This window comes from Microcoleus sp. Pol14D4, assembly GCF_036701245.1.
Taxonomy (GTDB): Bacteria; Cyanobacteriota; Cyanobacteriia; order Cyanobacteriales; family Microcoleaceae; genus Microcoleus.
The window spans coordinates 1-14,442 of the sequence record NZ_JAUBQM010000079.1; the positions used below are offsets into that span (position 1 = coordinate 1).

13 protein-coding genes are annotated in these 14,442 nt (G+C 46.0%); 5 read left to right on the forward strand and 8 right to left on the reverse strand.

The genetic code is table 11. From position 1 onward, the window contains the following. The 4 genes from QUA33_RS22510 to QUA33_RS22525 all read left to right on the forward strand — a co-directional run. A partial coding sequence (locus tag QUA33_RS22510) for a transposase (protein ID WP_333151302.1) occupies window positions 1-445 on the forward strand: 445 nt, incomplete at its 5' end. 115 nt (window positions 446-560) lie between these two features. Beyond that, window positions 561-1,007, forward strand: coding sequence for a SufE family protein (locus QUA33_RS22515; RefSeq protein WP_333099944.1), 447 nt, complete (start codon window positions 561-563; stop codon window positions 1,005-1,007). 14 nt (window positions 1,008-1,021) lie between these two features. Then, window positions 1,022-1,927, forward strand: coding sequence for an alpha/beta hydrolase (locus QUA33_RS22520; RefSeq protein WP_333151304.1), 906 nt, complete (start codon window positions 1,022-1,024; stop codon window positions 1,925-1,927). A 66-nt stretch (window positions 1,928-1,993) separates the two neighbouring features. Beyond that, window positions 1,994-2,950 carry a DUF6282 family protein gene (locus QUA33_RS22525; protein ID WP_333151306.1) on the forward strand — a complete coding sequence of 319 codons (957 nt, stop codon included), beginning with the start codon at window positions 1,994-1,996 and terminating at the stop codon, window positions 2,948-2,950. Window positions 2,951-3,100: 150 nt separating this feature from the next. On the opposite strand, the gene QUA33_RS22530 is transcribed toward QUA33_RS22525, so the two are convergent. From QUA33_RS22530 to QUA33_RS22545, 4 genes are all read right to left on the reverse strand, one after another. Next, on the reverse strand, window positions 3,101-5,956 hold the full coding sequence (locus tag QUA33_RS22530; RefSeq protein ID WP_333151308.1) for a right-handed parallel beta-helix repeat-containing protein: 2,856 nt from the start codon (window positions 5,954-5,956) through the stop codon (window positions 3,101-3,103). 190 nt (window positions 5,957-6,146) lie between these two features. Next, window positions 6,147-7,322, reverse strand: a complete 1,176-nt coding sequence (locus QUA33_RS22535; protein WP_333151309.1) for an ATP-grasp domain-containing protein — start codon at window positions 7,320-7,322, stop codon at window positions 6,147-6,149. A gap of 22 nt (window positions 7,323-7,344) precedes the next feature. Beyond that, window positions 7,345-8,406, reverse strand: coding sequence for a DMT family transporter (locus QUA33_RS22540; protein WP_333151311.1), 1,062 nt, complete (start codon window positions 8,404-8,406; stop codon window positions 7,345-7,347). A gap of 142 nt (window positions 8,407-8,548) precedes the next feature. Continuing rightward, window positions 8,549-9,049 (reverse strand): thioesterase family protein, encoded by a 501-nt coding sequence (locus tag QUA33_RS22545; protein ID WP_333099950.1) that lies wholly within the window; start codon window positions 9,047-9,049, stop codon window positions 8,549-8,551. 141 nt (window positions 9,050-9,190) lie between these two features. Here QUA33_RS22545 and QUA33_RS22550 point away from each other — a divergent pair, with 141 nt between their 5' ends. After that, window positions 9,191-10,042, forward strand: a complete 852-nt coding sequence (locus tag QUA33_RS22550; protein ID WP_333099951.1) for a universal stress protein — start codon at window positions 9,191-9,193, stop codon at window positions 10,040-10,042. Between the two features lie 121 nt (window positions 10,043-10,163). Here the strand turns inward: QUA33_RS22550 and psbM are convergent, their stop codons facing one another. From psbM to QUA33_RS22570, 4 genes are all read right to left on the reverse strand, one after another. Beyond that, the gene (psbM, locus tag QUA33_RS22555; protein ID WP_015177760.1) at window positions 10,164-10,277 is read right to left on the reverse strand and encodes a photosystem II reaction center protein PsbM; all 114 of its coding nucleotides are present in this window, start codon (window positions 10,275-10,277) and stop codon (window positions 10,164-10,166) included. A 295-nt stretch (window positions 10,278-10,572) separates the two neighbouring features. Beyond that, window positions 10,573-10,869 carry a 2Fe-2S iron-sulfur cluster-binding protein gene (locus QUA33_RS22560; protein ID WP_333055813.1) on the reverse strand — a complete coding sequence of 99 codons (297 nt, stop codon included), beginning with the start codon at window positions 10,867-10,869 and terminating at the stop codon, window positions 10,573-10,575. Window positions 10,870-10,987: 118 nt separating this feature from the next. Beyond that, on the reverse strand, window positions 10,988-12,832 hold the full coding sequence (locus tag QUA33_RS22565) for a TolC family protein (RefSeq protein WP_333151314.1): 1,845 nt from the start codon (window positions 12,830-12,832) through the stop codon (window positions 10,988-10,990). Between the two features lie 141 nt (window positions 12,833-12,973). Continuing rightward, window positions 12,974-14,359 (reverse strand): TIGR03279 family radical SAM protein, encoded by a 1,386-nt coding sequence (locus QUA33_RS22570; protein ID WP_333151316.1) that lies wholly within the window; start codon window positions 14,357-14,359, stop codon window positions 12,974-12,976. Between the last annotated feature and the right edge of the window lie 83 nt (window positions 14,360-14,442).

Genomic DNA, 14,442 nt, shown 5'->3' on the forward strand with positions numbered 1-14,442 from the left:
TTGTTTAAATTGCCAAATTAGGTTGGCTTGTATCTCTGAGGTTCAAGCCAACGGAAAAATTAAAAATGCTTTATTATTTAGCACTGATATTCACTTACCGCCTGAGCAAATTGTTGAATATTATCAGGCTCGTTTCCAGATTGAATTTATTTTTCGTGATGCCAAGCAATTTACGGGATTGTCGGATTGTCAAGCTCGTCATTTACCGCGGCTTGATTTTCACTTTAATGCCAGTCTAATTGCCTTAAACTTAGCTAAACATCAACTCTCTAGTTGTCATTCATCTGCCAAGTCGTTTGTGTTTTCTATGGCTTCTTATAAACGTCTGGAATTCAATAAGCATCTACTTTGTACCTTTATTGACAAGTTAGATTTAGACCCGGATTTGATTTTAAACCATCCAAATCTTCCTTCAGTCTTGTCTTATGGTACTTTGGCTGCTTAAAAACTGTCCGAAGTATTGTGAAGACGGCTTCAGTGGGAGCAGATGAGCAGGCGATCGCACCCGCCGGCAAAATTAAATGTATAATATTAACGAAGTAAACCGCTACGAGTGAATCATGTCCGCAAACACCGCGCTACCCGCAGCCCTAGCTAAAATCGTCCAGCGCTTTCAGCGACACTCCGATCCAAAACAGCGCTACGAACAACTGCTGTGGTATGCCAAGCGACTCCCAGCATTTCCCGAAAGCGACAAACTGCCGGAAAACAAAGTTTCTGGCTGCGTGTCGCAAGTTTATATTACTGCAAATTTGGCAGACGGAAAAGTATTGTATCAAGGCGATTCAGACGCTCAGTTAGTCAAAGGATTAGTTGGCTTGCTGGTAGAAGGTTTGAGCGGATTAACGCCTGCTGAAATTGTCACCATTACCCCAGATTTTATTCAAGACACGGGATTGAATGTGAGTCTGACACCTTCCCGCGCTAACGGATTTTACAACATCTTTCAAATGATGAAAAATAAGGCACTTGCTTGTGAATTGAACAAGCAAGCCGAAGCAAATTAAAAGAATAAACAGTTATGACTCAAACTACAAATTTAACAAAATCAGGTTCTGGCAACTATCCCGCCGCAGTTCAAGAATATCTCTGGAATTGGAAACAAACACAAATCAAAGTTATTTACGAAACCAGAGGACAGGGAAATCCTGTATTGCTGCTGCCTGCTTTCAGTACGGTTTCGACGCGAGAAGAAATGCGTCCTTTAGCAGAATTGTTAGCTCCTAAATTTCAAGTTGTGAGCTTAGATTGGCCGGGTTTCGGGGAATCGGATCGCCCGCGAACCAACTATGAACCGCAATTATACCATCAATTTCTCAAGAATTTTGTTGAGGCAAATTTTAATAGTCCGGTTGCTGTAGTTGCTGCAGGTCACGCTGCGGGTTATGTGATGCAATTAGCGCAATCAAAGCCTAATGTTTGGTCAAAAATTGTGTTAGCTGCGCCGACTTGGCGCGGGCCTTTGCCGACGATGAGCAAACAGCAAAGCGGGTGGCATGGAATTGTGAGAGAATTAGTACGATCGCCCTTACTGGGACAATTCCTATACAAACTAAACACTGCGCCGTCTTTCCTGAGTTTGATGTATCGGCGTCACGTCTATGTGGATGCTGCAAAAGTCACGCCCGACTTCATTCAAAATAAGTGGAAAATCACGCAAAAACCCGGTGCTCGCTACGGTCCCGCTGCCTTTGTGACTGGTGGTTTAGATCCGGCTAAAGTGCGATCGGAATTTACAGATAATTTTCAACAATTAGCAGTGCCGGTGATGGTTGTAATTGCTGAGAATGCGCCGCCAAAATCAAAGGCTGAAATGGAAGCATTAACGGAATTACCGGGTGTTGAATCGCGAGTTATTCCTGGTTCTTTGGGTATGCACGAAGAGAATGCAGAAGCTTTGGCAAATGCGGTTAAATCTTTTATTTGAGAGGATTAAGAGGGAATGAACCGCAGAGGCCGCAGAGAACGCAGAGGAGAAGGGAAGAGGGGATGAATGCAAGCTGTTTTTTTTACGTTAGTTTGGATGGTTTGCTATTGGTTTTGTCTGCCAGTTTATGCTGTCGGAGATTCGCCGATGGTCAATTTGCAAAAGAGTACGATCGAAGGTGCGATCGACTTTCACATTCATTCTTCTCCTGATGTGATTCCCCGCAGGTTGGATGATTTTGAAGTAGCGAAATTAGCTGCTAGGGCGAAGATGAAAGCTGTGGTATTGAAAAATCATTATGCCAGCACAGCAGCGCGGGCAGTTTTGGTTAATAAAATAGTACCAGAAATCGAAGTTTTCGGGGGAGTGGTTCTCAATCATGCTGTCGGTGGCATTAATCCCGACGCTGTAGACGCAATGCACCGCATCGGCGGCAAATACGGTAAAGTAGTGTGGCTGCCAACAGTTGATGCTGAGCATCACTTGCAGGTTTTTCACAAATCGGGAATGGGGATTAAAGTTGCCGAAAATGGCAAGGTTTTACCGGAAACAGCAGCGGTGTTGAAGATGGTAGCCAAAGATAATTTGGTATTGGAAACTGGTCATATTTCCTCAGAAGAAGTGATGGCAGTTGTAGCTGAAGCCAACCTGCTCAACATTAAGAACATCCTGATTACCCACGCAATGGCAGATGTACCCGGTTTGTCCCTAGAAAATATGCAAACAGCCACCCAGATGGGAGCTTTTCTAGAACTCGCATTTGTCAACGATTTGATGGGAGACAATGCCGCTGATGACGGTCACAAAAACTGGCATCAAGTTTCTATTAGTAAGATGGCAGCAGCGATTAAACTAATCGGAGCAGAGCATTTTGTTCTCAGCACGGATTTAGGAAGGAAACCCGATCCTTTGCCTGCGGAAGGTTACAAATTATTTGTGGAAAAATTGATAGGTGAAGGCATTTCTCCGCACGAAATTGATTTAATGATGAAACACAATCCAGCTCGATTGTTAGGCATTTAGAATTGGTAATTGGTAATTGGTAATTGGCAATCGGGGATTTGGAATCGCTAATTAGGAATTCTCTTCGCTTTTTTCTCTTCCTTGTTCCTTCTTCCTGACATCCGTTACATCTTGTACAGTGCTCGTTGCCGAACTTCCCTCTTCCTTCTTCTATTCTTGATTTCCTTTGCTCCGCAGGTATCCGTTATCTGCAATGCGCCAAGCACCTCCAGGATTGCCCGTTAAATCACTATCTTCCACGGTAGCAATGCCATCTCTGTAAATGCCGATCGCCTCACCTTCATTACCATTAATCCGACACCGGCGCACGAGCAATTTTCCTCCCAATCCGACACCTATTCCCAAACTGCCGTTGTCAAAAATACTGCAATCTTCCACCGTTGCTTTCGCATTATCCGATATAAAAATTCCGTTCCATACCCCATCATGAATTTGACTGCGGCGGAGAATAGAATTTGCATCAGGGCCGCAAATTCCCACCACAGAATAGTCCGCAGAAGTGAGATCGCTGTCTTCTATGATTAACTCGCCTTTGCGAATATCTACAGCGTAATATTTCCCTGTCGCGCTCAGCGTTAACCCCCGCACTAAAGCACGGTCAGTTGCCATTTTAATGCAGTTTGAGTTGATACTTTCAACCACAATGCGATCGACCTCTCCGCTGCCGATAATTTCTACCGATTTGTCGAGAATTAAACTTTCGCGGTAAACGCCTGGATGCACGTCAATGCGCGTGCCCGGTGCTGCATTTTTCAGCGCTTCGCTAATAGTAGTATAATCACCTTGACCCTGCTGAGAAACAACAAATTTTTGACTGTTCAAAACTTTGGGATTAGAAGTAGATGCTTCAATTTGCTTTGATTCCGAGTCAAAATGCTCAGATTGTCGATCGCCCTCTTCGGAAAGTTGCGATGTTAGCAGCAAGCGTTCTTGATAAACTGTCTCTAGTTGGTGTTCTAACTCGGATACTTGAGATTGAAGTTGAGCTTGATTGTGATTGGCTCTCTCGATTTGACTTTGAGTTTCCGAGAGTTGAGAATAAAGGCGCGATCGTTCTGTGTTAGCAGTTTCTAGCTGAGATTCCAATTCAGAGCGACTTTGACGCACACTTTCTAACTGATTTTCTAATTCGGATACTTGAGATTGAAGTTGATTTTGATTTTGATTAGCTGTTTCGATTTGACTTTGCAATTGCGAGATTTGAGAAGTGAGTTGAGATTCCAATTCAGAGCGGCTTTGACGCACACTCTCTAACTGATGTTCTAACTCGGAGATTTGAGATTGAAGTTGATTTTGATTCTGATTGGCCGTCTCGATTTGAGCGGGGAATTCCGAGAGTTGAGAATAAAGGTGCGATCGTTCTGTGTTAGCTGTTTCTAGCTGAAATTCTAATTCAGAGCGAGTTTGATACACACTATTTAGGTGATGTTCTAGCTCGGATACTTGAGATTGAAGTTGAGCTTGATTGTGGTTGGCTGTCTCGATTTGACTTTGCAATTCCGAGATTTGAGAAGTTAGCTGAGATTCCAATTCAGAGCGACTTTGACGCACAGTTTCTAACTGTTGTTCTAGCTCGGATACTTGAGATTGAAGTTGATTTTGATTCTGATTGGCTGTCTCGGTTTGACTTTGCAATTGCGAGATTTGAGAAGTGAGTTGAGATTCCAATTCAGAGCGATTTTGACGCACACTTTCTAAGTGGTGCTCTAACTCCGAGATTTGAGATTGAAGTTGATTTTGATTCTGGTTGGCTGTCTCGGCTTGACTTTGAATTTCCGAGAGTTGAGAATAAAGTTGCGAGCGTTCTGTGTTAGCTGTTTCTAGCTGAGATTCTAATTCAGAGCGAGTTTGACGCAGGCTATCTAGCTGAGCTTCTAAGTCGGATACTTGAGATTGAAGTTGACTTTGGCTCTGGTTGGCTGTCTCGATTTGACTTTGGGATTCCGACAATTGAGAATCAAGGTGCGATCGTTCTGTGTTAGCTGTTTCTAATTGAGCTTGCAATTCTGATAACTGAGACTGGAGTTGCGAGCTATCTCCCTCCTTGCGATGTATCTGAGACTCCAATTCTGACAACTTAGCCAGCAGTCTCTCTCGCTCTAAAACAACCATTTCGGATTGAATTTGTACTTCCTGAACTTGAGAGTTTAACTGCGTTTTATCCAAATTAGCAGCTTCTAACTGTCTTTGCAGTTCTAATAATTCAAATGCAGGTTGCTGTGCTTGTTCGCGAGCGGTTTGCAATTGAGAGTTGAGTATTTCGCGTTCTTGCTCTGCACTCTCTAATTGAGCTTGTAGCTCTGACAATTCCGAAGTAAACTGCGATCGCTCTGCTTCGACTAATTGCAGTTGAGTTTGCAAACCCGACAGTTGAGACTGAAGTTGCTCCCGCTCTTCAATGGAGCGATCGAACTTAATTTGAATTTCCGACAACTGGTACTGTACCTGCAATCTGCTTTGGCTAGCCGTTTCCAACTGACTCTCAAATTCCGAAAGCAGAGCCTGAAATTGAGAACGTTCTGCATCAACCGCCTCTAACTCTGCTTGCATTTCCAGCAATTGAGCGTTAAGTTGCGATCGCTCCTGCTCTGCAATTTCTAACCGATCTTTAAGTTCTGCCACTTCTGCTAACTGCGACTCAGCTTGTTGAGCATTTTCTAGCTGAAACTGCAAATCAGCAATCAGAGCATCAATTTGCGATCGATCTTGGGCAATTCCTGCCAAAAAATCTTCCATTTCCGACACTTGATTTTTTAAAATATCTTGCTCGCGAGTCACAGCCTCAAACCGACTTTGCAACTGGGATAATTCAGAATTTAACTTATTTTCATTCTGAACCTTTTGCCGCAATTCCGAATTTCGGGCATCCAACTGAGCCGCCAAATTCGATATAGCCTCCTGCGAACCCTTCATCCGCACCAAATTGCGTGAATTTCGCTTATTTAAAATTAGCCAGCAGACTAATGCCCCGCCTCCAAATCCTATAAATAAAAGTAATGCTTGCATTTGTTTTATCTAATTAATATAAATTGAGTGACTTTGATGCTGACAGAAAAATGGACATCTACAAATCGCTATCTTACTCAAAGCTATCACAACTTGCCAACCTGTGTTCACTTTGCTCAACAATTTATATTTCTTTACAAAGCCCTTTTGTTTACAGGTAAGCTGCGTCCAGCGCAACCTGCCAGTCCGATTAATGAAGCAAATCCACAATATGAGGAATAATTTGGATATGCTGAGTCAACAAATAATCCAACCTATCCGCCAGTAAACTAAAAATTAAATCGTTATAACTCATCCCGTATTCCGCCAAACCTAAAGCTACCAAACTCGTCACATTTTCCCCTGGGTGTTTCAGATCCGGTTTGGGATTTGCTTCCAAAACATAAAGCGAGCCATCAGCATCACTTCGGACATCGATCCGCACCAAACTGTTCAAACTAAACTCCCAATAAATTTTTCGAGCTAACTCAATTAACTCTTGTTTTAGTTCAGGTTCGTCACCGCCCATCAACCGTCCTCGGTCGGCCGTAATCGCCTTTTGATCCATAGAAGTAAAGATGCGTTCTTCCGGCTCCAGCACCCGCTCTACAGTCGAAAAAGCAAAAGGTTTGGTATTTTTATAAAATCTGCCTTTAGCATAAATAACATAGCCGCAGACCGCTACACAAAATTCTCGTCCAGGCAAATACTTTTCAATTAAAGCAGTATTGTGAGTGTCTCGGTGAACTTCCGAAACCGCCTGAGACAAACCCTCAATCTTGTCTACAAAATGAACGTGCAGCGAAGCGCGACCGGATACGGGTTTAACAACAAACGGCCCTTGATAGTCACCAAAAGCAATGGCAAAACGCTGATGCAAATTAGGCTGCAAGATCCCTTGAGAAGGATGCCAAGTCATAAATGGAGCAGTTTTAATTCCGACTGATTGCAGTTCCCGCTTAAAAGCGTGTTTGTTATCTAAAGTTGAACTATTTAAAGGATTGTGACCGACATAAGGCATTCCCAACATTTCCAACAATGCGGGAGTGTGACAAACAGGATTGTAGCCCTGGACTCCGCCAGTATTCAGCCACACTAAATGGATATTGTTTTGTTTGAGTTGTTGCGGCAAATTCATGTCGTCAGGAATGACAAAAACTTGCTGAAAGCCAATCTCTGCTAAGGCTTTCGCAATCTCGCGGGCGACGGTTTCGTAACTTTTCCAAGCGCGGGGATTGTGAGTTTTGTAAATCACAGAACCAGGGCGGTCGCAGTCGCCACCGAACACCACAGCAATCCGCAATTTAGCAAAGAGTACCTCCAAATATTGAGGCAGCAAAGTAAAGTCATAATGCCAGCGATTCCGGCTAATCGATCTTGGAATCATTTAAGTATTTTTCCTTTTTGTTTCATTTTTTAGCGACCGAACTGCTAGATTTTCCCAAATATATTCCAGCCAAAACCACAGAAAAAGCAAACCAATTAAACAAGCTCAAACTTTCCGAAAACAGCACCCAAGCCATAATAGCCGTAATTACGGGTTCTAGCAGCAGGAAAAAAGCTACAAATTCCGAGGACAAACGACCTAGACTGTGGATAAGCAGTCCCTGACCGAAAGCTTGGCAAATCACCGCCAAAGCAATTACAGTCAGCCATCCCTGCCAAGAATAAGGGAAAACTCGATCGCCCGCAAGCACAACGAGTGGCAAAAACAATATACTGCCAATGAAACATCGCCACATCAATATAGTTGTTGCCGGAAACTTGGTTCGCAAATGTTCTGAAATGAGCAGATTTCCTGCATAAAACATCGCCGATAAAAGAGCAGCAATGTCGCCGGCAAGATTGTCTCCCGCAGTTTGCAAATCGTCCATGCCGATCGCAATTGCGCCGGACAACGCCACCGCCAGTCCCACCAAAAATCGGCTGTCAAAGCGCCGCCCCAACAGCAGCCATCCCCCCAAAGTAGTAAATAAAGGAGTTAAGTTTCGCAGTACAGTAGAATTAGCGACATTAGTCTGACTCAGTGACCAGGCCCAGAAACCCACAGAAGCAGAAGAAACCACGCCTACCGCTGTTAACAGCATCACATCCTGCAGAGTGTAGTTCGATCGCTCTTCAACTTGTGCCCCAGACATTCGGCGACGCGCAGCACCCGCACCATTCCACACCCCAAATACTACAGTTGCTATCCACAAACGGTTAAAAACAGTAGCATTCGGGCTGATTTCCCGTTCGCTCAACCTAATAAAAATGGCAGCCAGCGACACCGCTAGCAGCGCCGCCGACAGCGATGCGATCGCCCAAATTTTGCCTTGACTGTCAGCTAATTCACCGTTCTTTAAACTGTCTGGCTTTCCAGAAACAAGAGTTTTGTCTTCAGTTGTTAAGGCAGAGTTTAACTCTGTTTTTTCCAAAATATTGCGCTGAAGTTCAATATTTGGCTCTGGCAATCCCAGTTTTTTTGACATTATTAAAAGTTCCCATGAAGGCAGAAGGCAGTTGTGTAGGGTGCGTGACCAAATAAAATTTGGGCGACGAATGGAGTGACTCAAAAGTCACGCACTCTACTTACTATGGCTGCACTAACTATTTTTTATAGTTAACAGCAGCTTAGGTTGAAGGTTTAACAGAAAGCCTTGTCAAAGCCTCCTTTAGTGCCGGTGGCAATTGCCGGATAATCTTGTTCTTGTCGCGATCGACACCAACCAAAGTTACCTGTGCTGTCACATATAACTCCTGAGTATCAGCCGATCGAATTTCGTAATCCCAAAGCAGCCGCACACCCTCGGTAGCAGCGATCCGCGTTCTGACTGCTACAGATTGACCCATTTGTACAGCCCGGTGGTAGCGCAGCGAAAGTTCCACCACGGGCAATTCCAAACCCTGCGCCACCCAGTCTGCATACTCGATGCCGAGAGAGCGCAAACTTTCCACCCTAGCTTCCTCCATCCAAGCAATATAAGTGCCGTGCCAAACCACACCGCTGTAGTCAGTATGGTGAGGATACACTCGCACCAAATATTCAAACCAGCCCTCAGAGTCAATCCCGCGCCGATTTTGAATAGCACCAGCCGGTGCGAGTTCTGGTTGAGTTCGATCGTTCTCTAACACTTTACAAATCGTTCCAAAACGCTACATTTCTACAAATCATAAGACAAACTTCAGGCTTATGCTTGACAGTAAGAAACTAGAGTACCAACGCCCTAGTTTAACGTCGCACAAGAAAACTCAACTGTTTTTACCGCCAAAACCATGATAGAAAAAATTTTAGTAGCCGTAGCCGGTCGCGGCTTGTGCGAAGAGATGTTTAATATGTTGATGGACATCCCTTCCTTGCAACAAACCTCTGTCACCGTCTTGCACGTCGTGCCGCCGCAAGTAACCTCCGATGGCATGGCCGAGAAGTTGGAAGAAGGAGGCAAGATTTTAGCACAAGCAGTCCAGTCTTTGAAAATAGATCCCAGCAAAGTCAACCCGCGGCTCAAACAGGGAGACCCGAAAACCACCGTTTGCCAAGTCGCAGAAGAAGAACAATCCGACTTAGTAATTATGGGTTCCCGGGGACTCGGACGGCTGCAATCGATTTTGGAAAACTCAGTAAGCCAGTACGTTTTCCAGCTAACATCCCGACCGATGCTGTTAGTCAAAGACGACATTTACGTCAAAAAAATCAAGCGCGTCATGGTAGCGGTAGACAAATCAGAAGCTGCCAAACAGTCATTGCAGCTTGCGCTATCTTTGGTCAAAGAAGTCAGCGGCGGAGAGATAATTTTAGTACACGTCACCAAAGATTTGACGGGAAAAACCAGCGAAGATTTAACAGCAAGTGCTGAAAAAGACCCTGTATTAGCTCCGGCAGTAGCGCTAACCAAACAAATGGGAGTTAGCTACCGCTGCGTGAGTGCTACAGGCAAGCCAGGGGAAGAAATTTGTCGGATTGCAGACGACTTGAATGCCGACTTGTTGGTAATCGGTTCCCCGGATCGGCGACCCAGCGTTGCCAAAAACTTTGTGGATATCGATCGACTCCTAGGAAATTCGCTATCAGACTACGTGCGAGTTTATGCCAACTGTCCGGTCTTGCTAGCCCGCACAGTCGGCTAGGATCTTATTGTTAAGAGTTAGCAGCTAAAACTCAACAGTTAACAAAAAAAGCGCCTCAGCAAAAAGCTGTTGGCGCTTTTTTTTGCAAGCAGCTTGCGCCTGACAGAAATAGCAGCAGTTGCTAATCTTTTCTACCTTGACGGCTAGCTGTTTGAATGTACAGAATGATTAGAAAAACACTGGGAACCAATACAAACAGAATGGTTGCCACAAACCCTAAATCGTTAACTTCCATGAAGACGCTCGCCTCTATCGGAAAATAGAAAAACACACACAACTAGGATATCACTCAAAGGCAAAAGGCAAACTCGAAGACAGAAGAAGAGCTTACCGACAAGCGTCGAAACCCTCTTTCTGGCTGGATGCCTTGCTGCCCAATCTCTTATTTGTCCTAGAAACCAAGTTTCTTTTCCTAGACCGGCAAAATGCGTGATTATACAGTGAAATAGGAAAAAAAAACAAAATTATTGCATTCTGCATTTTTCTTTCCTTCTGCATTAGAGCATCTCTAGTCTTCTGCCTTCTGAAAGTCACGGTTTAGTCTTCACGCTCACCGGGCCGTTGACCATAGCTTGACAAGCCAACCGATAGTTTTCGGGCTTTTTCTTGAGCTTGCGGTTTTCAAAGTCAGTGCGGGGCGACAGATTTTCACTGCCCTCTACAATTTCCACAATGCAGGTGCCGCATTGACCGTAGCCCCCGCAATTCATCATCTTTCCCGAAAATGTGTACAAATCGATGCGGTTTTCTAGAGCTTTGAGCCTCAAATTGGCTCCGTCTGCTGCGATGACTTCCTGATTTTCCTTCACAAACTTGATATTGGCCATTGCCGATCCCTTAACGCAGTTGACATGGAACTCTATTACAAAATATTAACTAATGTGTCGGACGTTTAATACAGGATGTCCAATTGATCTGGTAATTAAAGCTCGCCCCAACTCAATCTCAAGGAGCATCCGAAAGGTTATTAGTCGGAAGATTGCTCACAGCGCGCTGGAGAGACGAAAGACCCAGGTTATAGGTGACAATGGCCGACAATCGGTTTCTCTCAGCCCTAGTCAAATCAGTTTCCGCCTGAATCACATCCGTCTGAGTACCCACACCAGCTTGAAAGCGCAGTCTGGCCAGACGCAGAGCTTCCCTCGACTGCAAAACCCCCGCCTCTGAAGTTTCGATATTCTCAAAACTCGATTCCAAGCCAAAATAAGCTTGTTCCACTTCCCGGCGCACTTGGTTGCGGAGTTGGTCAAATCGACTTTCGGCGATCGTAATCTCAGCATCCCGCTGTCTCGCCCTGGCGTTCGCCGCGCCCCCGTCGAAGATACTCCAAGTCAGGCTCGCCCGGATCGAATAACCATCGGCCCAGCCGCGAGAAGCATACGGATCGGGGTTATCAGGGTCTTGTCCCAGTACGTTGTAACTACCCCCCACGCTCACTTGAGGCAAACGCGATGCCTGAATCGCTCGCCTCTGCTGCTTGCTGATATCCCTCTGCACCAACTGCTGTTCCAACTCGGGGCGATTCTTAAAAGCCTGCACGATACTCTCTTCCAAAGACAGCCTCCAAGAGCCCGCTTGCTCTACCGGATCGGCCGCTGTCAAGTTCGCCGACTGGCTGACATTCAAAATCTCAGCCAGACGCCGCTGGGCAACTCGCTGGTCACGACGGGCCACTGACAGTTGTTGCACTTCGTTAGCCAAATTTGCCTGAGCCTGCAACACAGCAAACCGGGTTCCTACCCCGGCCCGTTCCAAAGCTTCGGCATCCCGCAAACTTTGCTGGGCATTTCTCACCGAAGCTTGGCGGATGGCAACTTGTCCGTCCGCGTTTTGCAAGGTGTAGTAAGCCTCAGCAGTGTCGAAGCGGAGTTCCTCGGCTTGGCGTTCCACATCCAGTTCCCGAAGGCGCAACTGTTCCTCTGCCGCGCGGATGGTAGCGCGCCGGCCTCCGAACAAATCGAGGTTGTAGCTCAACTGCAAAGTGCTGTTGAGACTGTTGTTGCCAAAATTTGTGCCGGCTTGCTCGGCGGGCTGCCCGGTTCGGTTAGCCAGAGCGTTGAGGCGGCGCTGCCCAGCCCGGATTCCGAGTTCTCCGCCTGCACTCACAGAACGGCTGGCGTCCATTTGAAAATTCAGGTCTGGATAAAGAGCCGCTTGCTGTTCGCGCAATGCTGCTCTGCTTTGTTCGACTTGCTGTCCGGCGATTTGCAAAACTTGGCTGTTGCGGCGGGCTAGGTCGATCGCCTGCTGCAAGGTAATTGACTCAGTTTGCTCGATCCTGACATCCTCCGGGCTTGTCGGAAACAGCAGTGGATTAGGGTTGGGTTCCAGGGAAGCCGGAGGCTTGGTGTCTAGAATGCCCCTCGGAGGCACAGGGGGGAAACTTTCGTTGGGAGTGCCCCGGAGAATAGGTACCGGGGAACTGGGCACAGGAATATTGTTGGGAGGGTTCGGGGAAGGCTGCTGAGTCTGTGTCGGTTCCAACCCTCTTAGAGGCGTTGCACCGGCCTGAGACAGAGTTGATGGGGAAGCCGGAGCAGCCTGTTGAGGCTTTGATGCTTGCTCGCTTCCAGTTGGGGGATTAAGGGCGATCGACTGTTCGGGCTGTGATGCTGATTCTGCCGCTTTGTTCGAGGTCGATCGAACCTTCTGCCCTAATTCGAGCTGATTGCTAAGGGCCAAACTGTCCTGAGATTGAGTGGGAGACTGTGCTGAAGCACTCTGTGCGGCGTTGCTGAAAGTAATTGCAGCGCCCACTCCGACTACGATGATTTGACGAAAAACACGCATAATTTTTTAATTACTCTGCAATCCTAGAGACAATTTTAGAGCAAGATTGAGGTCTCAAATTTCTAGTCTGTAGCCTGAACTCGACGGTTGCAAGTCACAATTACCCTACTCATCTTAACTTTTGAATGTTCGATTCAAAATTTAGAATTTAACTTCAGCATTTGCCAGACCGATCGCCGCCGAGATTAGTTCCTCTACTCCGCTCACCGGCAAAATCCGGGTTTTTAGCGAGCTGGCGAGCTGTTCGAGGGTCATGTCGTCGAGAAAACGCGGTTCCCCCTGTTTTAGCATCACCGACGGCAGCAGGATGCCATCTCCCAAGTCTCGCCCCTGCAAAGCTTCGAGCAAATCTTGCCCGGTGAGCAAACCCGTGACAGTGATAGTTTGTCCCCAGTAGTTGCTGCACAGTGCTGCCATGTTGACGGACAAGCCGGGAATTTGGTTTAGTTGTTGTACGATCGGCTCAAAAGCTTTTTCCACAGCATTCCCCACCACCCAAACTAACTTGCGATCGGGCTCGACTTGCATCGGTTGCAGCTTCTCAAAAGCCGTTTCAAACTGCTGGATAAACTGGCGGATAGAACCGACACCGTTACCGATTTGCGGATAATCTTCGTAATCGGCAGCCGACGGCAAATCTAAACCAGCTATTAAAAACCACTCGTCAGCCAGCCAAATGCACCGCGATTTTGAATTCTGCTTTTTAGCTTTTCCGCTGCCTTTTCCTTGACTCAAAAGCACTTGAATTTTCTGCACTTGTTCGATTACTTCTCGCGCTTTTTCCGCTGTTACTGCGATTAGTTCATCTTCTGGAGGGCGAAAGCGAGTTAAACCTACTGGCACGACAGCCACCGATGCTACAGCCGGCATATTTCCAGTATGAAACTTTGCCAAATCTAACAAAGTGCGTTCTAAATGTTCCCCATCATTAATACCGGGACAAACAACTACTTGAGCGTGAATTTGCAAGCGACGTTCTTGAAACCATTTGATTTGTTCGAGAATCTTCCCGGCCCGGAGATTTTTTAACAGCCTAATTCGCACTTCCGGTTCCGTAGCGTGTACGGAAACATAGAGAGGAGAAAGCCGCATTTGTTCGATTCTGTCCCACTCTTTTTGAGTCAGATTTGTCAGAGTGAGATAGCTACCGTAAAGGAAGCTGAGGCGGTAGTCATCATCTTTAAGATACAGAGTTTCCCGCTTGCCCGGAGGCTGTTGGTCGATAAAGCAAAAAGGGCAGCGGTTGTTGCACTGAATTAGTCCATCGAAGAGGGCGCTTTCAAATTCCAATCCCAAGTCTTCGTCATACTCTTTTTCTATTTCTAATTTGTGAGTTTTGCCTTTGGCATCTAAAACTTCTAGTTCGAGAAATTCATCGGCGCACAGGAATTGATAGTCGATCAAGTCGCGGGGTTTTTGACCGTTGACAGCAATGATGGCGTCGCCAGCATCAAATCCAATTTCGGCGGCGATGCTATCGGGAATGACTTTGCTGATTAGGGCTGGTCGGGTTGATAAATCGCTCATATTTATTAGTTATTAGTTATTAGTTATTGGTTATTGGTTATTGGTTATTGGTTATTGGTTATTGGTTATTGGTTATTGGTTAT

Coding starts and splice junctions, on each gene's coding strand:
- QUA33_RS22520 (WP_333151304.1), top strand. CDS start 1,022: ATGACTCAAACTACAAATTTAACAAAATCAGGTTCTGGCAACTATCCC.
- QUA33_RS22530 (WP_333151308.1), bottom strand. CDS start 5,956: ATGCAAGCATTACTTTTATTTATAGGATTTGGAGGCGGGGCATTAGTC.
- QUA33_RS22535 (WP_333151309.1), bottom strand. CDS start 7,322: ATGATTCCAAGATCGATTAGCCGGAATCGCTGGCATTATGACTTTACT.
- QUA33_RS22525 (WP_333151306.1), top strand. CDS start 1,994: ATGCAAGCTGTTTTTTTTACGTTAGTTTGGATGGTTTGCTATTGGTTT.
- QUA33_RS22550 (WP_333099951.1), top strand. CDS start 9,191: ATGATAGAAAAAATTTTAGTAGCCGTAGCCGGTCGCGGCTTGTGCGAA.
- psbM (WP_015177760.1), bottom strand. CDS start 10,277: ATGGAAGTTAACGATTTAGGGTTTGTGGCAACCATTCTGTTTGTATTG.
- QUA33_RS22570 (WP_333151316.1), bottom strand. CDS start 14,359: ATGAGCGATTTATCAACCCGACCAGCCCTAATCAGCAAAGTCATTCCC.
- QUA33_RS22565 (WP_333151314.1), bottom strand. CDS start 12,832: ATGCGTGTTTTTCGTCAAATCATCGTAGTCGGAGTGGGCGCTGCAATT.
- QUA33_RS22540 (WP_333151311.1), bottom strand. CDS start 8,406: ATGTCAAAAAAACTGGGATTGCCAGAGCCAAATATTGAACTTCAGCGC.
- QUA33_RS22515 (WP_333099944.1), top strand. CDS start 561: ATGTCCGCAAACACCGCGCTACCCGCAGCCCTAGCTAAAATCGTCCAG.
- QUA33_RS22560 (WP_333055813.1), bottom strand. CDS start 10,869: ATGGCCAATATCAAGTTTGTGAAGGAAAATCAGGAAGTCATCGCAGCA.